This is a genomic window from Hyphomicrobium sp. MC1, assembly GCF_000253295.1.
GTDB lineage: Bacteria > Pseudomonadota > Alphaproteobacteria > Rhizobiales > Hyphomicrobiaceae > Hyphomicrobium_B.
The window spans coordinates 3524337-3547101 of record NC_015717.1 but is presented as its reverse complement, the minus strand read 5'-3'; the positions used below and the strand labels follow the sequence as shown (position 1 = coordinate 3547101).

The following is a 22765-nucleotide window of genomic DNA, read 5'->3' as shown; positions in this document are numbered from 1 at the left end:
GAGACACCCGATTTCGCCAGCCGATCGAATGCCGCGTTTGCTCGTCCTCGAAGCGGGGCGCGCTGAACGCAACTATTGGTCCGACCTTTGGCATTATCGCGAGCTGTTCGCCATTCTGGCGTGGCGCGATATCGCGGTCAGATACAAGCAAACCGTCATCGGTATTGCTTGGGCGATCATTCGTCCACTTTCGACGATGATCGTTTTCACCGTTGTGTTTGGAAAGCTGGCAAAGCTGCCGAGCGACGGAGGCGTTCCCTATCCGATCCTCGTATTCGCCGGAATGCTGCCCTGGTTCTTGTTTTCGAGCGTGCTGAGCGAAGCATCGAACAGCTTGATCACAAGTGCGCACGTTATCAGCAAAGTCTATTTCCCGCGGATGATCGTTCCGGCTTCCGCCGGAGTCGTGGCAATCGTCGATTTTCTCGCTAACTTGACAATCCTGTTCTTGTTGATGGCTTGGTACGGCTATCTGCCGAATTGGCACATTATATTCCTACCGTTCTTCATGCTTTTTGCAGTTGCCGCGAGCCTCGGACCGGCGCTCCTGATTACGGCGCTCAACGTCAAATACCGAGATATGCGATACATCATTCCGTTCGTCATTCAATTCGGACTCTATGTATCGCCGGTCGGCTTCTCGAGTGAGGTGGTGCCCGAGAATATTCGCGTTTGGTACAGTCTCAATCCTGTGGTTGGAGTGATTGACGGCTTCCGATGGTGCCTTCTGGGCGATGCCAGCAGACTTTACCTCCCAGACCTGTCGGTAAGTCTCGGTGTTACCGTGCTCATGCTTTGGATCGGCATCAGATACTTCCGCCGGACCGAACGCTCATTCGCTGACCTCGTCTAAGATCGCAGGAAGAGCTTCCGAGATGAGTGATGTTGTCATCCGTGCCGAAGGCCTCTCAAAAAAATATCTGATCGGCCATCACCGACCGGAGCGCTACACGGCCCTGCGCGATGTCGCCGTAAAGGCCTTGAAGCATTGGGCGCGGACAGGAATGGATGTCGCGCGAGGGCGGCAGCTCGTTGCCGGTGATCAGGTCGAGGATTTCTGGGCGCTGAAAGACGTCTCTTTCGAACTGAAACGTGGCGACGTCGTCGGTATCGTCGGGCGCAACGGCGCGGGGAAATCGACACTGCTGAAAATCCTGTCGCGGATCACCGAGCCGAGTGCAGGAAGAGTTGAGATCCGAGGCCGCGTCGCAAGCCTCCTTGAGGTGGGAACGGGCTTTCATCTTGAGCTGACGGGGCGAGAAAATATCTATCTGAATGGCGCCATCCTTGGCATGAAACACGCCGAAATTCGCCGAAAGTTTGATGAAATCGTCGCCTTCTCGGAAGTTGAGAAGTTTCTCGACACACCGGTAAAGCGCTACTCCAGCGGTATGTACGTTCGTCTCGCATTCGCAGTCGCGGCGCACCTGGAGCCGGAAATTTTGGTGGTCGACGAAGTTCTCGCCGTCGGCGATGCCGAATTTCAGCAGAAGTGCCTCGGTAAGATGAAGCACGTAGCTGGACAAGGCCGCACCGTTCTCTTTGTCAGTCACAATCTCTTAGCGGTCAGGGCATTGTGCAATCGCGGCCTGCTGCTGGAAGGCGGCAAGATCACAACCGATGCATCAGTAGAAGTCGTCGCTCGGCGTTACATCAACGCCAGCAGCTTGGCTAACTCGATTTCTTTCACCGCAAACCTCTCGCATCCCTCGATTACTTCGATCATCGTGAACCGAGAGGCGCTCGTTGGCGGCGAATTGATTGTCGACATCAGCTTCATTTCGCCGCGACCGATCTCGAAGCCGGTCGGTGGCGTCATGCTTCGCGCCGACACGGGCGAGCCGCTTTGGGGCTCGGACAATCGCTTCCACGCGTCCAACGAAGTCACAAAGGGAATGACTTCGGGCACGCTCCGATGCCACGCGCGGGCATTGCCGCTCCGGTCCGGCACGTACCATCTGTCGGCGTCGCTAGCAGATTGGCATGAAGAACTCGACGCCAAGCAGGATGTTCTGAGCATTCAGCTTGGCGACGAAACAGCCGATGTTCTGCGTCCGTCGGCTTCAGCCGTGGGCCACGTCGAATGGCCCGCGACGTGGCAGTCCTATCAGGTTGAAGACGCATCGGCGGCTTAATCTATCTCCTGCGTCCGTGTGTCAGAGTGGGGCGGTCAGGTACAGCGAAACGCGCAGGCCGCCATGCGAGATTGGCCCAATCGGTTTCGAAAATGGCAGACCGGTCGATGTCGCGAGCGCCGCTTCGTTCGTAATGACGCCCACGCGCCAGCCGTTAAAGCGCGCCTTCAATGTCTCTCCCAGTGAGCGATACAAGGCGTGCAACTGTTTCTTATTGCCGATGCGGTCCCCGTACGGCGGATTGACGATAACGAGACCGGGTAGGCCGACTGGCGCTGCGAGATCGCTAATCGCCTGCTGACGAAATTCTGTGAACTCTGAAACGCCCGCACGCTGGGCGTTGGCGCGGCTCATGTTGATCGCCCCGGCATCGCGATCGCTACCGTAAAATTTCACCGTCGGCACTTTTGGCTTTCGCGCGTCGCGCAGTTTCTGCCACGTTGCGGCGTCGAAGTTTACCAGCTCTTCGAAGGCAAAATGACGTGTGCGTCCGGGCATTAGGGCCGCCGCGATTTCCGCTGCTTCGATGACGAACGTGCCCGATCCGCACATTGGATCGACAACGGGCTCACCTCCATCAAACCCGCAGAGTCGCAAGAACAGCGCCGCGAGCGTCTCGCGCATCGGCGCCTTGTTGACGGCCTGCTTATGTCCACGCTTGTGCAGAAGATCGCCTGAGGTGTCGACACCGATGGTGCAGAAATCGTTTTCGATCCGCGCTCTGATGCAAACGGCAGCATCGGGATCAAATGGCGCGCCGAGTTCCTCACGGATTGCGCGTTCGATGCGCTGTTCGGCAGCGCCCGAGTGGTAGATCTTCGAACTTTTGCATGAGGCTTCGACACGGAAAGGCCGGTCCCGGCGTAAGACGCTGCCCCACGCCACCTTACGCGCACGTTTATCAAGCTCAGAGAGATGCGAAGCCCTGAACGTCGCGATGCGTGCGATAATGCGCGTTGCGCCTCGGAGTTCGAGATTGGCGCGCCAGACGTCCGGCCAACCGCCCCGCAAGGTCACGCCGCCTGACGTGATTGCGGCCTTCTTGAAACCGTTCGCCCGCGCTTCGTCGCGCAGTGCGGCCTCAAGCCCAGGGGGGACGACAAGGAAAATTTCGAAATCGCTGTCAAACGCCGTCATGCGGTCTCATTATCCGGAAGCTGTGAGCGTATCGACATATTTTTGAGACCTCGGAAAGTTTCAGTACGATCATTGCGGGAAACAACGCCGGAGGGGGACTGGCAAAATCGCTGAGACCCCATAAATTCAGCATTAGCCGGCGGGCCTATCTCGACAAGGAGATGATTGGGATGAGCGACGTTTCGGAACAGATTTGCCACCTTGTGCGCCCCGACGATACCTATGACGGCAAGCAGGGTCTAACCTACTTCTGCGGCATCGCCGCTGAGACGGTAGGCTCGAAAAGCATTTGCATGCACTTGCTGACCATTCCGCCAGGCGGCCGGGCCAAGGCACACATGCATGCCAATCATGAGACGGCGATCTACGTTCTGGAGGGTGAAGCCATCGCCCTCTACGGCGATAAGCTTCAGTATCATGCCGTTACGAAAGCCGGTGACTTGTTCTACATCCCTGCGGGTGTGCCCCATCTTCCGATCAATCTGAGCAACAAGCCCATATCGGCTGTCATCGCTCGCACCGACCCGAATGAGCAGGAAAGCGTTGTGCTTCTGCCGGAGCTTGAAACGTATGCCGACGCGGCGATCGCCCGCCTCATGGAGACATCGCCAGCGGCCGAGTGAACCGGTAAGCCGATGGGCGGCTAAGCTTCGGGCCGTAACGGCGCCGGTGGGTGGCTCGGTTCTTTGTGAAAGTATTTGAGCGTAACATACGCGCCGATCCACGACCCGACGACGGCGAACGCGACATACACCCAATTGTTCGTATAGCTGATGACCGCGAACGACGACAGCATATACCAGATGCCGCTCCAGTTGGCCGCGGAAAGCGGCCGACGCGCGACCACGGACGACGTGAACATGACGTAGGCGGCGTCGGTCGCGGCCGTCGCAAGTAGAACCCCGGCGCCGATCCATAAATCGATAGTCATCGAAAACTCCATGCGAGCGAGGGAGGTTGGCTGGTCGCTTATACACCCGTTCAAGACAACTTTTTTGTTGGGAAGCGGCAAACGGATTGGAAATCGCGCGAGAGGCTTTGCGGTTAAGCTTTATCGATTTGGCTACGATGGACGCGACGCTCTTCACCGCTATCGCAGGAACGTTGCTTGGTATCGGCTTCAGTCTGACAGTTCCACTCGTCAATCACATGACCGTTCAACACAGCTCTTAGGCGCAGCGCGGACAAAACCTCGCTTATCTTTCGGTCGCTATATTTCTCGGTCAGTTCGTATCGTCTTTTGTCGACGTGGTTGTCGGGTCCGCAGCCACAGCATTTCTCCTCGCTTCTGGTGCGGCGTTCGCTGCGGCCGTCGCGGCTACGACCAGCGGGATAGCGGAGCCAGCATGAGAATTTCAGCGGCGGCGACAACTTTCAATGATCATAAAAATACCGGCAGGGCGTGTGACGCACCTGCCGGTATCGGGCTTCCCAAAGTCATAGGCAATGAGAAGGCTGATGGCGTTAGTTGCCACCATACGAATTGCCGCCGAAAGCGCCGTGGACCGAGAGAGAGCTGTTATCAACGGGCGAAGCAACCGCTGCTGTGCTGATTGCCGAAACTGCAATGACGATTGCGAGTGCGATGGTCTTCATGATGATGTCTCCGGTGGGGGTGCTAAGATGATTTTCGGATTGTGAGAGCAGCGCTCTCGGTGTTTCCGAAATTCAATTCGCAACGGCGCTGCGAAACGTTACCCGCGACAAACCGACCGCGTCAGTGCCGACCCGTGCTGATGGCGCGATGCGCTCCGCAAACCCGGCAAAAATTTAAAGCTCCTCGAAGGCCGACATTCGAATGCGCGGGCTTGCGGTCCCGGACTTTGCTGTTGGCTCGCTCCATCCGGACGGCGCGCATGCGGTAAAGGCGGTTCGGCAGAAATACCGCCATAGCGATTCGCCTGCGCATCAGTAGTGATCACCGATCGCGTTAAGCCGAAGATCGGCAGCTACATCTGAACAGTTGGCGAAAATACACGACCACCTACAACCTATAGGCGAATGCCAGCTTTTGCCGCGGGAGAAAGCACCGCGCGTTTTGGATGGGTGATGCACAGAAATGACGGTGCATAATCACTGTTGCGCGGAAGCCTCGTCAAATTTCAACATGGCGCGACAACGTGATAAAGTCACTTTATAAGAGCTCACCCGAAGTTGGCAAAAAGAGGATGACCGAGCGATATGAGCGGTCACACAAGAGACATGAACCCATCTAACCGTGGTCAGGAAACACCCGAAGTGCTTGCTACATATCGCAATCGTTCAACACGCTCACGTCTGTTTAAGTTTGCCTTGGTGTCGTCGATGTTGGCGCTCCCGTTCGTCTGGGGACCGCGCGCGGCCTTGGCTGATTCGGTAGAGGATGCTGCCGCGGTCTGTTCAGGCTGCCACGGCGAAGCCGGCGTTCCGATGGACAAGACGATACCGAACATCTGGGGCCAACGCCGCGAATACATCTTGAAGCAGCTTTCGGACTTCAAGGACGGCCACCGCAAGAACGACACGATGTCGGCAATCGTTGACTCTCTGACGAAGTCCGACATGGAAGCTCTCGCCACCTATTTCTCGGAAAAGAAATGGCCGAACCTCGGTCAGCCGGCTGCTTCCGGCAACATTAAAGACCAGGCGATCGACACCATCGTCCAGTTGAACTGCAAGGGCTGCCATCAGGAGCACTTCCAGGGTGACTATGTGCGACCGAGACTTGCCGGTCAGCAGGACGAGTACCTGCTGAAGACGATGACGGACTTCCATACCGGCGATCGTGCAAACTTCGCACCGATGGAAGCGCTGATGAGATCGCTGAGCGAAGATCAGCTGAAACCCGTAGCGGCCTACCTCGCTGGTTTGACCGAACCCGCGACAGTCGGACAGAAATAACACTTCGCCGATATAAGACTTAAGTGCCTCGGCGCTTAAAGAGAGATCCACATTGGGCTCGCCGCACGGCGGGCCCGATTGTTTTTTGGCGGCCGTTTTCGAGATGTTGCTATGTGACGTAGGTCAAGGGCCAGTCCAGTGATGATCGTACCTTGCGCGCCATCATTGATGGAAAGCCGAGTGGGTACACAGATGAAAGCTCTTGTTTACAAAGGCCCGGGCCTGAAGGCCGTCGAAGATCGTCCTATTCCCGAAGTACAAGCCGCAACCGACGCGGTCGTTAAGATCTCGAAAACTACGATTTGCGGCACGGATCTGCACATCCTGAAAGGCGATGTCCCGACTTGCACGCCCGGACGAATTCTCGGACATGAAGGCACGGGCGTCATCGAGAAAGTCGGCGCCGGCGTCACGTCCTTCAAACCGGGAGATCGCGTGCTGATTTCGTGCGTCTCAGCATGTGGCCGCTGCGAATATTGCCGCAAGGGAATGTATTCGCATTGCACGACGGGCGGCTGGATTCTCGGCAACTCTATCGATGGTACGCAGGCCGAGTACGTACGCATTCCGCATGCCGACACCAGCCTTTATCTGCTCCCCGAAGGCGTCGACGAAGAAGCATTGGTGATGCTCAGCGACATTCTTCCGACCGGGTTTGAATGCGGCGTTCTCAATGGCAAGGTCGCGCCGGGAAGCACGGTTGCGATTGTCGGCTCGGGTCCGATCGGAATGGCAGCGCTATTGACCGCGCAATTCTATGCACCAGCCGAGATCATCATGATTGACCCCGATAGCAAGCGGCTGGAAGTGGCCAAGCGTTTCGGCGCAACCAAAACGGTCGCCGCTACGGGAAGCAGTGCGACGGAAGCCGTCATGAAGTTCACCGGAGGACGCGGTGTCGATACGGCAATTGAGGCTGTCGGCATTCCAGCGTCTTTCGCGACCTGTGAGGATATCATCGCGCCGGGCGGGACGATTGCAAACGTCGGCGTTCACGGAACCAAGGTGGACCTTCACCTCGAACGCCTTTGGAGCCAGAACATCAGCATCACCACGCGTCTCGTCGACACCGTAACGACGCCGATGCTTCTCAAAACGGTGGAAGCAAAAAAAATAGATCCGACCAAACTCATCACACATCGTTTCAAGCTCGGTCAGATTCTGGACGCTTACGACACGTTTGGCCATGCTGCGCAAACGGGTGCCTTGAAGGTCATCATCGCCGCCTAACGGCATCTGAAAACAGTAGAAGCCACCAAGGATTAAAAAGGGCGCCTTAAGCGCCCTTTCCATTTTTATTATTTGCCGTTGTTCTCGTTATTATTCGGAGTGCGGTCCGAAGTACCTTCCGGTGTCTGCGCACCTCCCGCTCCTGGAGCACCGGCTCTCGTAGATCCGGGCAAGCGATCCGGTGACGCGTCTCCAGGCGTGCGGTCAGAGGTTTTTCCTTGCTCGCCTGTCGATGCACCACTCGATGCGCCAGTGTTCATGTTTAGGTCGGATTTCATTTTGCTCGACTGCTGGTCGGCGATTGCCGGTCCTGCCACCGCAGCAAACGCAATCGCACCGGCCAACACTGCTGAGACTTTCAAGTTCATATTCGTTTCTCCTCGAGGCTATTGTTTTGTTTGGCGGGCTTTCGCCTGCTATCGAGGAAGACTCTCGCGTGCCGTATGTTCCCGCAGTCGTGGTCAAAGTTTACCGCGGGAGGGAATGACTCGCGAATTTGTGATGATGCGCCCGGCGAGTATGGAAGCGGCGCGGATTACGCCGTCCGGAAGCTTATCAATTTCGATGCACACCGGAACTCTTTGCGCCAGTCGCACCCATGTGAAGATTGAATTGACCGTCGCCAGTCCCTGCGAGCCGGGCTGTGCGTTGGGAATGTTGATGCCGTGTGCCATTCCATGAACGCGGCCCTCGATGATCTGGCTATGACCCGGAGACCTCTGGTCACATCCGGCGGCAGGATGGAGTTTGCCGTGCGATTGCGAAATGCGGGGTTTCGGCCGTGCCCACTGATGGCTCGGGTCGGCCGCGCTTTGTTATTAGAATGCACGAGGGCGCGCAGGATCGGTCTGCTGATGGCGGTAGGCGCCGTGCATGTGGCAAGCCGATAGAGGACGGTTGCAATTGATTATGACGCGCGCCTGAGCGTATGTTGCCGTCCAGATGAGACGCATCCTCGCTCCCGAGTTTCGGGGCAAAATTTGTAGGTGCCTTGTCCTTCCCTCGCTGAGGGCGGGACCGAGCGTCTTGACCATATCCTTCACTGCTTTTGTCGCCGCTGAACGGGGATCGGATCGCCTGTTCGCAGCAGATTGCGCTGCCAAGCCAGCGATGGCGACAACATGCTGAACATTGACACCGCTTTACAAAGTGCCGGATGCACAAAGGAGTTCAACCAATGGATCTGTCTCGACGCGACATTCTGAAAGCCGGCGCTGCAGTCTCAGCCATCGCAGCGCTGCCGAGTTGGCCCGCGCGAGCCGAGTTCGCACCGCAAACCGGACAATGGCGCAAATTCGAATTATCGACACGGTTGGCGATTGAGAATGCCTTTGGCGTAACGCAGGCGTGGATTCCGCTTCCGACATTCTCCGAGCCGTCCTGGATCAAACCTGAGGGCAGTAGCTGGCGTACGAACGCCAAAAGCGCCGAAATCGTAAAAGATCCGAGATACGGTGCTGAGTTCCTGCACGTCGTGTGGAATGAGGGCGAGAAGGCCCCCTCCATCGAGGTGAGCAGCAAGGTTGCAACTCAGAACCGCGCCGTCGATCTCTCCAGGCCACTCGGAACGCAAACGCTATCGGACACTGAGCGTCATCTTTATTTGATGCCCACGGATCTCATCCCGACGGACGGCATCGTGAAGGAGACGTCCGATAAGATCGTGGCTGGCGCCAAAAGCGATACGGATAAGGCGCACGCAATCTATCAATGGGTCGTCGAAAACTGTTACCGTGACGCCAAAACCCGCGGATGCGGTATCGGCGATATCGCCAACATTCTCAAATCCGGAAATTTTGGTGGTAAGTGCGCAGATATTAATGCGCTGTTTGTCGGCCTCGCCCGCGCTGCGGGGCTGCCAGCCCGTGATCTTTATGGGCTGCGCGTGGCACCTTCGGCGTTCGGCTACAAAAGCCTCGGCGCCAAGAACGATATCGTTACCAAGGCTCAGCACTGTCGCGCCGAGGTCTTTCTTGCGGAATTTGGCTGGGTCCCCATGGATCCCGCTGACGTGCGCAAAGTCATGCTCGAGGAGCCACCGGGAAATCTACCGCTGACGGACGAAAAGGTCGCCGAAGCGCGCAAGACGCTGTTCGGCGCGTGGGAAGGGAACTGGCTCGCGTATAACACAGCCCATGATTTGGCGCTGCCGGGTTCAACCGGACCCAAGGTCGGCTTTCTGATGTATCCGGAGGCCGAAGTCGCAGGCGAGCGGCTCGATTGCCTGAACGCTGACACGTTCAAATATGTGATTACGGCGCGCGAACTCGCCGTTTAACGCAAAAATCGTCGATCGTCCGATGGTCTTGTCCGCTTCATCGTCTTGTGATGGAGCGGATGGGCATCGGCCGATTTTATCCATCAGTTTTTTGCAAATGCAGCGCCGACAACTTTCCCGGAACTCCAACATGTGCCGCGAGACAACCAAGCCCGTGCAGCCGCCGCAGCTCGCTGTTGCCAAAGGCATCATGGGCGACAATAGAAGAGGAGCGTCTATTGATCCCGACTATCTAATGACCAACGTCTTATCATTCGAAATCGGATTTTAATCAGTACGCAACGGTGATTTTCATTCTGTCCTAACGCAGCGCAGCGACGTATTCGTTTGACTATCGGCAAAAGCCACTAGACAGTCCGCGCTGAGTAGGCGGTCACTACGCATCAGCGAGCGGCTGGTTATGCTTAAGCAATTTTTGGCTAACTTTGTTCGAACGCATTTTCGTTCCCGCGCGCGATAGCTATCATACGCCTCCAGTTTTGTTGGCAGGAATTCTCCGTCGCACGGGGAGACGATGAGCGTTTATCCGGACATCGGCTCGAGACCTCAGGGTGAAGTCCCGACGGAACGACCGGGTATGGTCTTCGTACCCAGCGGGACGTTCCGAATGGGGTCGGATAGGCATTATTCCGAAGAAGCCCCGAGCCATCGCGTAACTGTCGATGGCTTCTGGATCGACGAGACGCCTGTGACGAACGCTCAATTCAGGAAATTCGTCTCGGAAACTCGCTACACGACGTTTGCCGAGATTCCTCCCAAGGCCGAAGATTATCCTGGCGCGCTTCCTCACATGTTGAAAGCCGGTTCTCTCGTATTTACGCCGCCCAGGCATGCGGTCGACTTGAGAGATTGGAGCCAGTGGTGGGATTTTCGCTTCGGCGCGAATTGGCGTCATCCGTATGGAAGAGGTTCGTGGACGAAAGGGCTCGATGAGCATCCGGTCGTCCATATCGCGTATGCTGATGCCGAAGCCTACGCGATGTGGGCCGGCAAAGAACTCCCGACCGAAGCTGAGTGGGAATATGCAGCACGCGGCGGTCTCGAAGATGCGGAATTTGCCTGGGGGGACGAATTCACGCCTCAGGGCCGGCACATGGCCAATACCTGGCAAGGTACTTTCCCGCTCGAAAATCTGAAGGAAGACGGTTACGAGCGGACCTCGCCGGTCAGAGCCTTTGCCGCAAACGGCTTCGGCCTGTACGATATGATCGGGAACGTCTGGGAATGGACATCTGATTGGTACTCGACGAAGCATGCACCCGACGCCCCAAAAGCCTGCTGCGTTCCGGTTAATCCGCGCGGAGCAGCGAGAGAGCAAAGTTTCGACCCGTGCCAGCCAAACATCCGTATTCCTCGCAAGGTGTTGAAGGGCGGGTCGCACTTGTGCGCACCAAACTATTGCCGCCGCTATCGCCCTGCGGCGCGCCATGCCGAACCTATCGACACGTCAACCAGTCATGTCGGATTCCGATGTGTCGTTCGAACACGTCCTAACGAGAATGAGCGTTGCGAGGAAAAATGAGAATACTCTTGAAGACTTGTGTTGCCTTCCTAATGCTGTCTGTTCTTTTGCCGGCTGCCTCTTACGCCGATGAGCCGAAGTTTTCCAAGCAGCAACTCGACCAGATGCTGGCGCCGATCGCGCTTTATCCGGATGATCTGCTATCCAACGTTTTAATGGCCGCGACCTATCCGCTGGATGTCGTGGAAGCGGCGCGATGGCGCAGCGATCCTGCCAACGCCAAATTGCAGGGTGATGCGCTTGTCGATGCTTTGAAAAGCAAAAGTTGGGACCCAAGCATCAAGGCGCTCGTCCAGTTCCCGGACGTCTTGAACATGATGAGCAATCAACTCGACTGGACGCAGAACCTCGGCGACGCATTTCTTGCTCAGCAAGACGCTGTCATGAATGAGGTGCAGTTCCTGCGTCAGAAAGCCGATTCAAGCGGCCATCTCAGAAGCAACTCCCAGCAGACCGTCACGCAGGACGACGGATCCTACGTCATCCAGCCTGCCGAGCCCGATACGGTTTACGTGCCAGTTTATGAACCGTCGGTGGTCTACGGGCCGTGGTGGTATCCCGATTATCCGCCGTATTATTGGGGGTATCCGGGCGCGACGTTCGTGGACGGATATTTTTGGGGGGCGGCCGGTGTCGCCATCGCCGGCGGCATCTGGGGCTGGAACCATTGGGATTGGCGTCACCGTCGTATCGACGTCAACGTGAACCGCTGGAATCGTATCGACAACAACCGCCGCCGCATCAAGAACAATGTCTGGAAGCACGACGCGCGTCATCGTGGCCATGTCGTGCGCAATAAAAATTTCAACCGTGCGAACGTCGAGAGACGTCTCGAAAATACCGACCACAGAGCGCTCGACAATAAGGTCAATCACGGTGCGCAATTGCGCCATAACGGTCGCAATTTCAACAAGGCAAGAGGCGGCCAAAACAAGGCGGCACATGTTCGGCGCTCAACAGGTGGCAGGAGATTCGTAAAGCCGAATAGGCCGCGAAACATGCGTGCCCGTCCTCATGCGAAGCGCCCTGCGTTCCACGCCCATCGTGGCGGCGGCAGGCGCGGCGGTATCAGAAGGCGCAGATAGTTCTGATTTCGAGGCGGATTGAACAAAATGATCGATGAGAGACTGCAAGGAGTTCAGTAACCCCTAGAGCCTCACATGATGGTTGCGGTGGCACGCACACGCCTCGGCTGGCTGCTGGGTTTCCTGGCATGCATGCTCGTTGTCTCGACCGCAGCCAGTGCGCAATCCGATCCATTGCCCTCCTGGGAGGAAAGCCAAGCCAAGCGGCAGATCATCGACTTCGTTGGACCTTCATCGTCTCCGGCGGCGGTATCGAGTTCATGCGGCCCTGGACGGAGCGCGTCTACGGCATTCCACCGGAGCAAGTCATCGGCAGCTCCGGTGGGCTGAAGTTTGAAATGCACGACGGCAAGCCGGTGATCGTGAAGCTGCCGACTCTCATCCTCAACGAGGATAAAGACGGAAAGCCGGTCGGCATCGAGCGCCACATTGGCCGGCGGCCGGTCGCCGCGTTCGGCAAATCCGACGGCGACCTTCAAATGCTCGAATGGACGTGCGATGCGCCGGCCACGCGGCTTTGCCTGCTCGTGCATCACACCGATGCCGAACGCGAATGGGTTACGATCGCTCATCTCGTGTCGGCAAGCTCGACAAAGCGCTTGATGAAGCGATCGCCAAAGGTTGGACGGTTGTCGACATGAGGCATGACTGGAAGACGTTCTATCCCAAGGAGGTTAAGCCATGAACCATGCAAACTGGATTCTCACAGGACCCCACGCGCCAATTTGAGCTCATGTTCCGCCTCTACGCTGTCATTATTCTTGCATGGCTACGGTCATGGCTTTGAAATTTTACATGACGCCCGGGTCCTGTTCGACGGGCATTCACATCCTTCTTGAGACGTTGGAATTGCCGTTCGAGGCGTGGATCGTCAATCTACCCGCGGGTGAACACCTGCGGCCGGAGTATCTGAAGATCAATCCTAGGGGCACGATCCCAACACTCGTTCTCGATGATGGGCGGGCGCTGACCGACTTCAAATCTATCGCAATCTGGCTCGCCAAGGCCTATCCGCATGGCAAGTTGATTCCCGCCGATTCCGTCCTGGCGGCACGCGCCATCGAACTCGTAGATTTTGCTTTAATTCAGCTGCACGGCGAAGGCTTCACGCGCATTTTCACATCTGATCGCTACCTCCCGGTTGGCGTGACGCCGGACGCTCGGCGACTGGAGGACGATGTTGTTGCGCACGGGCGGGAGGTTGTCGCTCAGTCATTCGGTATTCTCGAGAAGCGCATGCCGGCCGACGGATACGTCCTAGGGCAGGACTTCTCGATCGCGGATGCAGCCCTATTTTATAATGAGTTCTGGGCTGACAGGATCGGGATAACCCTGCCCCCACGCGTCTTTGCACACTATCAGCGCGTCCGCAGCCGTCCGGTCGTTCGCCAGGTCCTCGCCGAAGAAGGGTATCGATCCTGACACTGCGGCCTGCCTGACGTCGCATTTGCGACAATTGCCCTGCCGTTATGCCTTCGGCTGCAGCCATTTTCGCTGGTCCAAAAATTGCGTGTCGTGGTTCCGGGCCGTGGCCAACATCTTTTCGTTGAAGGAAACCGCAATGGCATTCGCCTCTGTCTGCACGACGAGTGCTATGAGCGAAGGAAGCATGAGCATCTTTCTGGTCGGCAAGAAGAGTGTGCTCCTGGTTTGGCCGGTGGGCGGCGAACTCAAGGCGTACCGTGGGCGTTGCCCACACGCAGACATGCCGCTGACGGATGCCACCTTCGATGGCCGAAAGGTCGTCTGCTCACACCATCAGTGGGGCTTCGATGCGACCAACGGCAAGTGCGTGACGCATATCGTTCGCAACGAACTCCATCCCTATCCGCTCCGTATAGAGGGTGATGAAATCAAGGTCGATGTCGGATTGCTCAAGCCGGAGCGCACACCGGCGTAGTCTTCGCTACGGAGCAGACTGATGGATCGCCGAGATCATCGATAAATGAATGACGCGGAGACGATGAATGCCGATCTACAGTTATCACTGTACGGACTGTGCGAGGGAATTCGAGCTGCTGGTTTTTTCGAGTGACGTCCCGGTTTGCCCATCGTGCGGCAGCGAAAAATTGGATCGCTTGGTGACTCTCGTCGCGCCACAAGGCAAGAGCCGCGGATATGCGAAGAAGATGCGTTCGGCGGCGGCGCGAGAAGGCCATCTCAGTAATTACAGCCGCGCCGAACGGCGAGGACGCTGATGTGGCGCACTCTTTCAGTCGAGCCAAAGGCTATCAAAGAGTGCGCAGCCGCAGTGATCGCATAGTGCAGAAGTGTTTAATCGAACTGCGTGACAGAAGCTGAAATCTCAAAATGCAATTGAACCACAGTGTGTGACGAATGGGTGTCGCAGTGCGATGGCTTGACGCCCGATACGGAAAACGAGCCAAGAAAATGCAACGAGAAAAGGCACTTTGCCTTAAAGAGCGCAATGTCGCTGTCTGAAACTTGTGCGCGACAACAGCGTTTTTTGAGGTTAGCATTTCGCGATGCAATAGAAGGCGGAGCGTTTTTTTCTGACCGTCACCGTGAGAGACGGCGAGATGGTGCCTATGAAGCAAACCGATCACATTGCTGATCAGCCACAGATGCCAGGGCCCAAGCAGCTAAGCGAGATTGCTCTAATCGGCATATACGAGGTCTCGAAGATACTCGCTCGGCCGGCGCGTCTTGAAATAACATTATCGAGCGTCCTCAACGTCCTGTCGTCTTTTTTGGACATGCAGCACGGGACCGTTGTTTTGCTCGACGACGAGGATGTTCCTGATATCGTCGTTGGAACGAGTTGGGTGGAAGGAGCGGCGGCCGATGGGCTCGTTCAACTTCCACGAAGAGCGCTCGATCAGATCGTCGCAACCGCGATGCCGTTGGTCATTCAGAATACAGGCGTCCATCCGCTTTTCCGACATCCGGACCGGATCCAAGACGGACAGACAACTACCAAATCCGATTCCGTTTCGTTCATTGGAGTTCCGATAAAGATCGAAGATAGGGTCGTCGGCACACTCTCCATTGATCGTCCGTGGTCCGAAAACGCTGTATTCCGCGCCGATAATGATGTTCGCTTTCTCGCCATGATCGCGAACCTCATAGGTCAGACGATCCATCTGCATAGGGTGATCGGGCGCGACCGCGAGCGGTTGATGGACGAAAGCCGAAGGCTGGAAAAAGAACTCACGAGCGTGAAGCCAAACAAGCTACGGCCGCGCGTCTCCGGAATTATCGGTGAAAGTCCACCAATCCGGGCACTTCTTGGAAAAATTGAAATTGTCGCGAAATCCAACGCAACCGTTCTTTTGCGTGGCGAGTCCGGCACCGGCAAGGAGTTATTCGCTCGCGCAATACACGAGCTTTCTCGCCGTTCCAGCGGCCCCTTCATAAAGGTAAACTGCGCTGCGTTGCCCGAAACCGTGCTTGAATCCGAACTTTTCGGGCATGAGAAGGGAGCCTTTACAGGCGCCGTCAATTCTCGAAAGGGCCGTTTTGAACTCGCAAATGGCGGGACGATTTTCCTCGATGAGATCGGAGAAATATCGCCGTCCTTCCAGGCGAAGCTCCTGCGCGTGTTGCAGGAAGGCGAATTCGATCGGGTCGGCGGAACGAAGACGCAGAAAGTGGACGTGCGCATCGTCGCCGCGACGAACAACGACCTCGAGGAAGCCGTCACCAGAGGGACGTTCCGCGCTGACCTCTATTATCGGATCAGTGTTGTTCCGCTTATTTTGCCGTCGCTGCGCGAACGCAAGGGTGACATCCCGCTCTTGGCGGATACGTTCCTCTCGCGTTTCAATAAGGAAAACGGACGGACTCTATCGCTCTCCCCGAGCGCCATCGACGTTCTGACAGCATGCTATTTTCCCGGCAACGTGCGCGAGCTGGAAAATTGCATTTGCCGTACCGCGACGTTGGCGGCGGGAAGCGCGATCATCAGTGAAGATTTCGCCTGCCGTCACGATCAGTGTCTGTCCGCATCGCTATGGAAGGGCCGTGACGCAGCATCATCGCAACGTCACCCGCAAATGCGATATATGCTGCCAATTCTACCGGTCCGTGGCGAAGTGACGAAGGTTTCGCCCGCGGATCCGGTTCCCAAGGAAACCGTTTGCGATCCGTTGAGCGAAGACCCCAACGATCTCTCGGCAGATTTCCCCGGAGGGCGCGGCCCGGAGCGCGAGAGACTAATTGAGGCGATGGAGAAAGCCGGCTGGGTACAGGCGAAAGCGGCTCGAATCCTGGGTTTGACGCCTCGCCAGATCGGGTACGCGCTCAAGAAGCACGGCATCGAGATCAGGCATTTTTAGTGTGTTTGATAGAGGCGGTCGCGAGCGCGAAACGAACCGCAACGTCACGCGGTGATGCAAGATATGGTGAGGACGTAACAAGGACGTCTGCACCCGTCTGCGCATAGGCCGCTGCGTTATTCGCCGTGATGCCACCAGCCGCCGCAATGACCGGACGCGACTTCATCGGGACGAGTTGCGCTACGAGTTCCGACAATTGATCTGTGCTGAACTTTTCCGTCTGGATGACATCGAAGCCAGCCTCCGCATAGGCTTTCGCCTCATCGACGGATTTAGCCTCTATAACCAATCGCTTTTCGGGAGCTGCGCGCCGTAGTCGGCGAACGGTTTCGGCAAGCGGTTCGCCTTCGAGAAAGATCCTATGCTCGGGGAAAACGAGCACCGTTTCCGAAAGACCGAGACGATGAATGACGGCACCGCCGGCGCGGACGGATCGAACCGCAAACGACTTCGTTCTCGGCATATTCTTTCGGGTACAAGCAACGACGATGCGCGGTGAAACGGCCGTCGCGGCATCGACGATCGCTCGTGCCTCGGTTGCGACACCAGACCAAACTTCAATAAGCGTTTGCGCAACTTTCCATCCGCGGTGCAGGGCACTCGCAGTTCCTCGCGCGCTTAAGATCGGCGAGCCTGGCTCAAGGAGAGTGCCGGATCTCGTTGTGCGTGAGACACAACAGCCTGCGAACTCCAGTAGCGCTGCCGCGCTTTCGACCTCCGCAAGAACCATGCGTCCTCGCGCGGCAAAAAACATCTCCCCTTCCTTTTCGCCGATGCCTAGCGCTTCGGTGGTCAAATCGCCAAACGGAACATCGTCTGCGAGGAGGCTTTCGAGTTCATGAGGTAATGCGGTGGAAGACATCCAAGTCTCCAAGAAGGGACATTCCCAGAGGAAATGCCTTAAGTCGGGTTGAATACATTTTCGTCGTGTTTGCGACAAGAACGGCGGTTTGAAACCCTGTTGCCGCGCAAGAAATTATCTTGCATGCAATTTGCATGCTTCGAAGCATAGAACATTCGGGTGTCGAGAGCGGCCGCACAAGTTTGCATGCACCAAGGCCTCTCTGCCCGAACGTATTGGCGGCATTTGCGACGGAGCATGTGCACGATGAGCACGATCTACCACGATCATTTCCTGAAGTTGGCGGCGATCGTTTATCGCTCAGGCCGGGACGACGTCGATAAATTGCTTGCGGCTTTTGCCGCCGATCAGATTCGCGAAGGGCACCGGATTGGTGGTGTCGTTCAGCATAATTTTAAAGGTCCTTGTGGCCCTCAAAATCTCATGCAGATGATCGACCTGATGACGGGTCGCGCAATCCCGATCTGCCAGGCTCTCGGTAGTGGCGCACAATCATGCAGACTCGATTCCGCCGGCCTTGCGGAAGCGGCGGTGGCAGTCAGCAGGGCGATCGCCGAGGACGTGGCGCTCGTCGTCGTAAATAAGTTTTCCAAACGGGAGGCGGCAGGAGAAGGCCTGCGCGCCGAGATCGCCGACGCTGTTGTTGCTGGGCTTCCTATCCTGACAGCCGTGCCCGACAAGTGCTACGACGCCTGGGTTGAGTTCACCGGCGGTTACGGCACGACACTCGCGTGCGAACGTCACGTTGTCGACGATTGGTGGCGCGAACTGTCAGGCCGCGAAGGCCGTGCACGCGCATTGCGCCAACTCGATCAGCGGTTCAGCCAATCAAACATGCTTGTTAAAGCGCACAATCTACGATCGCTTCATTAGAGCATCATTTGCCGACGATAACGTCGGTCGCCTTTATAACGGCGGATACCGTGTCGCCAACTTTGAGGCCAAGATCGTCGACGGCCTCATTGGTGATCGACGACGTTATCATAAGTCCTGGCATCAGTTCGATTTTGACATGAGCGGTAGTGGCGCCTCTCGTCACGGACACAACTCGTCCTGGTAGCATGTTGCGCGCGCTTAATTTCATTGGACATTCCAAAAAGGAGTTCTGGGACGGCGAAAGCTTCTGTCGCACACAGTTGCGATTCCCGGCGACGCATCAGATCGCCGCATAAAAACATCATTGCGTCGGCGAGCCAAACTTACAAGCGAAGAACTGTGCGGTGTCGGACATCCGACAGGTTGTCATGAGAGCGACAGCGAATGCGATCCGTGCCGTTCCTTTTATTTATATGAATTCAAATACTTAACGTCTGGCATGCGGCTTGAAAGGGAAACACTAGGAAATTCAAGTGAGGGCCGGCGTGCATCGTCATGCCAGAGGAGTGAGACCCATGGCTTATCAGATCATCGCTTCGCAATGCACAGTCTGCGGAGCATGCGAGTTCGAGTGCCCGAACGCCGCGATCAGCCTCAAGCGCGATATGTACGTCATCAATCCGAAGAAATGCACAGAATGTGAAGGCCAATTCGACACGCCGCAGTGCGCCGCTGTCTGTCCCGTCGATAACACATGCGTGCCGGCACCGGCCGCCGCCTGAGACGACGAGATCTAATTTCTACAGGGCGCTCGGATTGCAAAGCGAGGTCCGGGCAAGCGGAGAAACGAATGGCAGCGATCCAAGAGACGATAGACCAAGTCCGTCGCATTGATGTCGAGCAGTACAAGTACGGATTCGAGACCCTCATCGAATCCGAGAAGGCGCCGAAGGGGCTCTCTGAAGACGTCATTCGCTTCATCTCTGCGAAAAAGGCTGAACCGGCATGGATGCTCGAATGGCGGCTTGATGCCTATCGCCGCTGGTTGAATATGCGTGAGCCGAGCTGGGCACGCGTTGAGTACCCGCCGATCGATTACCAGGATCTCTATTATTACGCCGCACCAAAAAAGTTTAAGGCGCCGAAATCGCTCGACGAGGTCGATCCTGAAATTCTTAGAACTTACGAAAAGCTCGGTATTCCGCTCCGCGAGCAGGAAATGCTGGCTGGTGTGACACGCGCGCCAGAGACGGCGGGCGTGGAAACCGCCCTGACGGATGACGGCGAAGGGAACGCGGCGCCGCCAACGCGAGTGGCGGTTGATGCGGTGTTTGATTCCGTATCGGTCGCCACAACCTTCAAGGAAGAGCTGAAGAAAGCCGGCGTAATCTTTATGCCGATATCGGAGGCCTTGCGAGAGCATCCGGAACTGGTTCGGAAGTACCTTGGCTCCGTAGTGCCGACGACGGATAACTTCTTCGCGACGCTCAATTCCGCGGTTTTCTCCGATGGCTCGTTCGTCTATGTGCCCGAGGGCGTGCGCTGTCCGATGGAGCTGTCCACCTATTTCCGGATCAATGAGAAGAACACGGGACAATTCGAGCGCACGTTGATTATCGCCGATAAAGGCGCTTACGTGAGCTACCTTGAAGGCTGCACGGCGCCTCAGCGCGACGAAAACCAACTGCATGCGGCAGTTGTGGAGTTGGTGGCGCTCGAAGACGCCGAGATAAAATACTCGACGGTGCAGAACTGGTATCCGGGTGACGCCGAAGGCAAGGGCGGCATATACAATTTTGTTACGAAGCGTGGCGACTGCCGGGGCGCCAATTCAAAAATTTCTTGGACGCAGGTTGAGACCGGTTCCGCCATAACCTGGAAGTATCCAAGTTGCATTTTGCGCGGTGATAACTCGCGTGGGGAATTTTATTCGATCGCGATTTCCAACGGACGTCAGCAGGTCGACAGCGGCACGAAAATGATTCACCTCGGCCGCAACACGTCGAGCCGGATTATTTCGAAGGGGATCTCCGCAGGGCGCTCGAATAATACGTATCGCGGCCTTGTTACCGCGCATCAGAAGGCAAAAGGCGCGCGTAACTTTACGAACTGCGATTCTCTGCTCGTCGGAGACACGTGCGGCGCGCATACGGTCCCCTATATCGAGGCAAAGAATTCTTCGGCAGTTTTCGAGCACGAGGCAACGACGTCGAAGATCTCGGACGAAATGCTCTTTTATTGCCGCCAACGCGGTCTTTCCGCAGAAGACGCTGTGGCACTCGTTGTCAACGGATTCGTGCGGGACGTGCTGCAGCAACTCCCCATGGAGTTCGCCGTCGAGGCACAAAAACTCATCTCGATCAGTCTGGAAGGCAGCGTCGGGTAAGTGACCCAACGTCGTCAATAAATAGGGGAAGGTCTCTGCGATGCCGCTTCTGGAAATTAAAAATCTCCACGCCGAGATCGGCGCCAAGAAAATCCTTAACGGTGTTGACTTGATGGTCAATCCCGGTGAGGTGCACGCCATCATGGGACCCAATGGGTCGGGAAAATCGACGCTCTCGTACGTGCTTGCCGGCAAGCCTGATTACAACGTCACAGGCGGCCAAGTTCTGCTCGATGGTGAGGAACTGCTCGGGTTGGAGCCGGACGAGCGAGCAGCAAAAGGACTATTTCTCGCATTCCAGTATCCGCTCGAAATTCCCGGCGTCACGACGATGACATTTCTACGCGCAGCGATGAATGCACAGCGCAAGCAACGCGGCGAAAAGGAATTGTCGTCGCCGGAAGTCTTAAAGCGCGTCCGCGATGTTGCGGGCCAGCTCGGCATCGACAGCGAGATGTTGAAGCGCCCAGTCAATGTCGGGTTCTCTGGCGGCGAGAAGAAGCGCAACGAAACGCTGCAAATGACGTTGCTTGAGCCGCGTCTTTGCGTGCTCGACGAAACCGACTCCGGCCTTGATATCGATGCGCTGAAAGTTGTGGCTGATGGTGTTAATCGACTTCGGTCGAAAGATAGAGGGATGATAGTTATCACCCATTATCAGAGACTGCTCGATTACATCGTACCGGATGTTGTCCACGTCTTCTCCAAGGGCCGCATTGTGCGGACAGCTGGGAAGGAACTCGCGCTTGAACTCGAGGCGAACGGTTATGCCGGCTACAAGGAGGAAGCGGCATGAGCGTTATGAATGCCGAAGTTCGCCCAATGAAGACGGCGGCCGAGCAGACGCTGGCCAAGCTTTTTGTAGCCACGCAGTCGTCTCTTGCGGGAGGGCCTGAAATTTCCGCCTGTCGTGAGCAAGCGTTTCGCAATTTCGAAGCGAAGGGTCTGCCGCATCGGCATATAGAATCTTGGAAATATACCGACCTTCGCGCAGTCATGCGTGAGGCTAAAGGATTGGCCCAAGCCCCCAATACGGACATCAGGAGGCGTGCCGCCGACGCCTGCAAAGCGCTTGCCTCCGTAGGGTCTCGCCGTCTCGTGTTCGTTAACGGCGCATTTGCAGCGGAGCTGTCCGACGTCGAAGCCATCGAGCCAGGTCTAAAAATTTCCTCGCTCGCTGAAGCGTTGTCCAATGGCAATCCAAGCGTTGTTGCGTCCATCGAGGGTGCCAGCCCTGCTTCTGGAGATGCTGTATTCTCACTCAATACCGCTTTCATGCAGGACGGCGCGGTGATCGACGTCGCGCCAGGCGCGGTGATCGCGCGCCCGCTTCATCTGGTATTTTTCTATGGAAGCGAAGAAGCCAGCGCGACCGTGACACGGTCACTTCTGAAGGTTGGAGATGGCGCCCGCATCACCCTAATCGAAAGTCACGAAGGGCCCGATGGAGTCGACTATCAGTGCAACAATGCCCTTGATATCTCCATCGGTGCGGGCGCGTGCCTCGATCATGTAAAGATCATATCTGATGGAGCGCGGTCTCTGCATGTCGATACACTGACGGTCGCTGTCGGGAAGGCCGCAACATACCGCGATTTTTGTCTGACCATCGGCGGTGCAGTCGTCCGTAATCAGCTTTTTGTCCGTTGCACTGGGTCGGAGGCCTCAATTGATCTTCGCGGTGCAAGTCTGCTGAAAGGCTCGCAACACGCAGACACAACACTTGTTCTCGATCACGCCGTCGCGAACTGTCAAAGCCGTGAAATGTTCAAGTCTGTTTTGGAAGATGACAGTCGAACGATCTTCCAGGGCAAGATTATCGTGCGTCCAGATGCACAAAAGACAGATGCGCGCATGGTGACCCGCGCATTGTTGCTGTCTGAAACCGCGGAGGCCGACAGCAAGCCCGAGCTCGAAATTTTCGCCGATGACGTGCAATGCGGTCACGGCGCAACGGCCGGTGCGCTGGACGATGAACTCAAATTTTATCTCATGGCGCGCGGCATTCCGGCGAAGGAAGCAGAAGCGTTGCTCATTCAGTCATTCGTTGGCGAGGCACTGGATGTGGTCGAAGCGGAGTCGCTCAAGGCGGCGCTGACACAAATGACCGCCGATTGGCTGCAAGGCAGAGGCTGA

23 protein-coding genes and 1 pseudogene are annotated in these 22765 nt (G+C 56.6%); 18 read left to right on the top strand and 6 right to left on the bottom strand.

The window, feature by feature from the left end; genetic code table 11:
* Window positions 1-28 precede the first annotated feature (28 nt).
* Together HYPMC_RS17175 and HYPMC_RS23840 are read left to right on the top strand one after the other, a co-directional pair.
* A complete protein-coding gene (locus HYPMC_RS17175; RefSeq protein WP_013949320.1) occupies window positions 29-853 on the top strand; it encodes an ABC transporter permease in 825 nt (274 codons plus the stop codon).
* A gap of 22 nt (window positions 854-875) precedes the next feature.
* The gene (locus tag HYPMC_RS23840) at window positions 876-2135 is read left to right on the top strand and encodes an ABC transporter ATP-binding protein (RefSeq protein ID WP_013949319.1); all 1260 of its coding nucleotides are present in this window, start codon (window positions 876-878) and stop codon (window positions 2133-2135) included.
* A gap of 21 nt (window positions 2136-2156) precedes the next feature.
* Here HYPMC_RS23840 and HYPMC_RS17165 read toward each other — a convergent pair whose 3' ends face one another.
* Entirely contained in the window at window positions 2157-3272 is a 1116-nt protein-coding gene (locus HYPMC_RS17165) for a class I SAM-dependent RNA methyltransferase (protein WP_013949318.1), read from the bottom strand.
* A gap of 170 nt (window positions 3273-3442) precedes the next feature.
* Between HYPMC_RS17165 and HYPMC_RS17160 the strand changes: the two genes are divergently transcribed.
* Window positions 3443-3895, top strand: coding sequence for a cupin domain-containing protein (locus tag HYPMC_RS17160; protein WP_013949317.1), 453 nt, complete (start codon window positions 3443-3445; stop codon window positions 3893-3895).
* A 20-nt stretch (window positions 3896-3915) separates the two neighbouring features.
* On the opposite strand, the gene HYPMC_RS17155 is transcribed toward HYPMC_RS17160, so the two are convergent.
* Together HYPMC_RS17155 and HYPMC_RS24920 are read right to left on the bottom strand one after the other, a co-directional pair.
* Window positions 3916-4203, bottom strand: a complete 288-nt coding sequence (locus tag HYPMC_RS17155) for a hypothetical protein (protein WP_013949316.1) — start codon at window positions 4201-4203, stop codon at window positions 3916-3918.
* Window positions 4204-4736: 533 nt separating this feature from the next.
* Window positions 4737-4868: a hypothetical protein gene (locus HYPMC_RS24920; RefSeq protein ID WP_256380088.1), complete on the bottom strand. Its 132-nt coding sequence runs from the start codon at window positions 4866-4868 to the stop codon at window positions 4737-4739.
* 747 nt (window positions 4869-5615) lie between these two features.
* On the opposite strand from HYPMC_RS24920, the gene HYPMC_RS17150 reads away from it, so the two are divergent.
* Window positions 5616-6152, top strand: coding sequence for a c-type cytochrome (locus tag HYPMC_RS17150; protein WP_244420915.1), 537 nt, complete (start codon window positions 5616-5618; stop codon window positions 6150-6152).
* A 192-nt stretch (window positions 6153-6344) separates the two neighbouring features.
* Window positions 6345-7382, top strand: coding sequence for a zinc-dependent alcohol dehydrogenase family protein (locus HYPMC_RS17145; protein ID WP_024276343.1), 1038 nt, complete (start codon window positions 6345-6347; stop codon window positions 7380-7382).
* A gap of 68 nt (window positions 7383-7450) precedes the next feature.
* Here the strand turns inward: HYPMC_RS17145 and HYPMC_RS24330 are convergent, their stop codons facing one another.
* A complete protein-coding gene (locus HYPMC_RS24330) occupies window positions 7451-7750 on the bottom strand; it encodes a hypothetical protein (protein ID WP_013949311.1) in 300 nt (99 codons plus the stop codon).
* An 809-nt stretch (window positions 7751-8559) separates the two neighbouring features.
* Here HYPMC_RS24330 and HYPMC_RS17135 point away from each other — a divergent pair.
* The 8 genes and pseudogenes from HYPMC_RS17135 (at window position 8560) to nifA (ending at window position 16565) form a co-directional block, all read left to right on the top strand.
* Window positions 8560-9660 carry a transglutaminase-like domain-containing protein gene (locus tag HYPMC_RS17135; protein ID WP_013949309.1) on the top strand — a complete coding sequence of 367 codons (1101 nt, stop codon included), beginning with the start codon at window positions 8560-8562 and terminating at the stop codon, window positions 9658-9660.
* A gap of 514 nt (window positions 9661-10174) precedes the next feature.
* Window positions 10175-11182, top strand: a complete 1008-nt coding sequence (locus HYPMC_RS17130; RefSeq protein WP_013949307.1) for a formylglycine-generating enzyme family protein — start codon at window positions 10175-10177, stop codon at window positions 11180-11182.
* Window positions 11183-11190: 8 nt separating this feature from the next.
* Window positions 11191-12267, top strand: coding sequence for a DUF3300 domain-containing protein (locus HYPMC_RS17125; protein ID WP_244420914.1), 1077 nt, complete (start codon window positions 11191-11193; stop codon window positions 12265-12267).
* A 227-nt stretch (window positions 12268-12494) separates the two neighbouring features.
* Window positions 12495-12952, top strand: a pseudogene (locus tag HYPMC_RS17120) (haloacid dehalogenase-like hydrolase); the annotation flags it as partial.
* Between the two features lie 92 nt (window positions 12953-13044).
* Window positions 13045-13689 carry a glutathione S-transferase family protein gene (locus tag HYPMC_RS17115; RefSeq protein WP_024276340.1) on the top strand — a complete coding sequence of 215 codons (645 nt, stop codon included), beginning with the start codon at window positions 13045-13047 and terminating at the stop codon, window positions 13687-13689.
* Window positions 13690-13828: 139 nt separating this feature from the next.
* On the top strand, window positions 13829-14167 hold the full coding sequence (locus HYPMC_RS17110; protein WP_013949302.1) for a Rieske 2Fe-2S domain-containing protein: 339 nt from the start codon (window positions 13829-13831) through the stop codon (window positions 14165-14167).
* Window positions 14168-14234: 67 nt separating this feature from the next.
* The gene (locus tag HYPMC_RS23835) at window positions 14235-14465 is read left to right on the top strand and encodes a zinc ribbon domain-containing protein (RefSeq protein ID WP_013949301.1); all 231 of its coding nucleotides are present in this window, start codon (window positions 14235-14237) and stop codon (window positions 14463-14465) included.
* A 342-nt stretch (window positions 14466-14807) separates the two neighbouring features.
* A complete protein-coding gene (gene nifA, locus HYPMC_RS17100; protein ID WP_013949300.1) occupies window positions 14808-16565 on the top strand; it encodes a nif-specific transcriptional activator NifA in 1758 nt (585 codons plus the stop codon).
* On the opposite strand, the gene modD is transcribed toward nifA, so the two are convergent.
* Window positions 16552-17427 (bottom strand): ModD protein, encoded by an 876-nt coding sequence (modD, locus tag HYPMC_RS17095; protein WP_013949299.1) that lies wholly within the window; start codon window positions 17425-17427, stop codon window positions 16552-16554. The genes nifA and modD overlap by 14 nt on opposite strands.
* A 246-nt stretch (window positions 17428-17673) precedes the next feature.
* On the opposite strand from modD, the gene HYPMC_RS17090 reads away from it, so the two are divergent.
* Complete coding sequence (locus HYPMC_RS17090; protein ID WP_013949298.1) at window positions 17674-18300, top strand: DUF2478 domain-containing protein; 627 nt, start codon at window positions 17674-17676, stop codon at window positions 18298-18300.
* Between the two features lie 4 nt (window positions 18301-18304).
* On the opposite strand, the gene HYPMC_RS17085 is transcribed toward HYPMC_RS17090, so the two are convergent.
* Window positions 18305-18511: a molybdopterin-binding protein gene (locus tag HYPMC_RS17085; RefSeq protein ID WP_024276339.1), complete on the bottom strand. Its 207-nt coding sequence runs from the start codon at window positions 18509-18511 to the stop codon at window positions 18305-18307.
* Between the two features lie 307 nt (window positions 18512-18818).
* On the opposite strand from HYPMC_RS17085, the gene HYPMC_RS17080 reads away from it, so the two are divergent.
* From HYPMC_RS17080 to sufD, 4 genes are all read left to right on the top strand, one after another.
* Window positions 18819-19025 (top strand): 4Fe-4S binding protein, encoded by a 207-nt coding sequence (locus HYPMC_RS17080; RefSeq protein WP_024276338.1) that lies wholly within the window; start codon window positions 18819-18821, stop codon window positions 19023-19025.
* A gap of 68 nt (window positions 19026-19093) precedes the next feature.
* Window positions 19094-20629 (top strand): Fe-S cluster assembly protein SufB, encoded by a 1536-nt coding sequence (sufB, locus tag HYPMC_RS17075; RefSeq protein WP_013949296.1) that lies wholly within the window; start codon window positions 19094-19096, stop codon window positions 20627-20629.
* Window positions 20630-20669: 40 nt separating this feature from the next.
* Window positions 20670-21425 (top strand): Fe-S cluster assembly ATPase SufC, encoded by a 756-nt coding sequence (sufC, locus tag HYPMC_RS17070; RefSeq protein ID WP_013949295.1) that lies wholly within the window; start codon window positions 20670-20672, stop codon window positions 21423-21425.
* The gene (sufD, locus tag HYPMC_RS17065; protein WP_013949294.1) at window positions 21422-22765 is read left to right on the top strand and encodes a Fe-S cluster assembly protein SufD; all 1344 of its coding nucleotides are present in this window, start codon (window positions 21422-21424) and stop codon (window positions 22763-22765) included. Before sufC ends, sufD begins: the two co-directional genes overlap by 4 nt.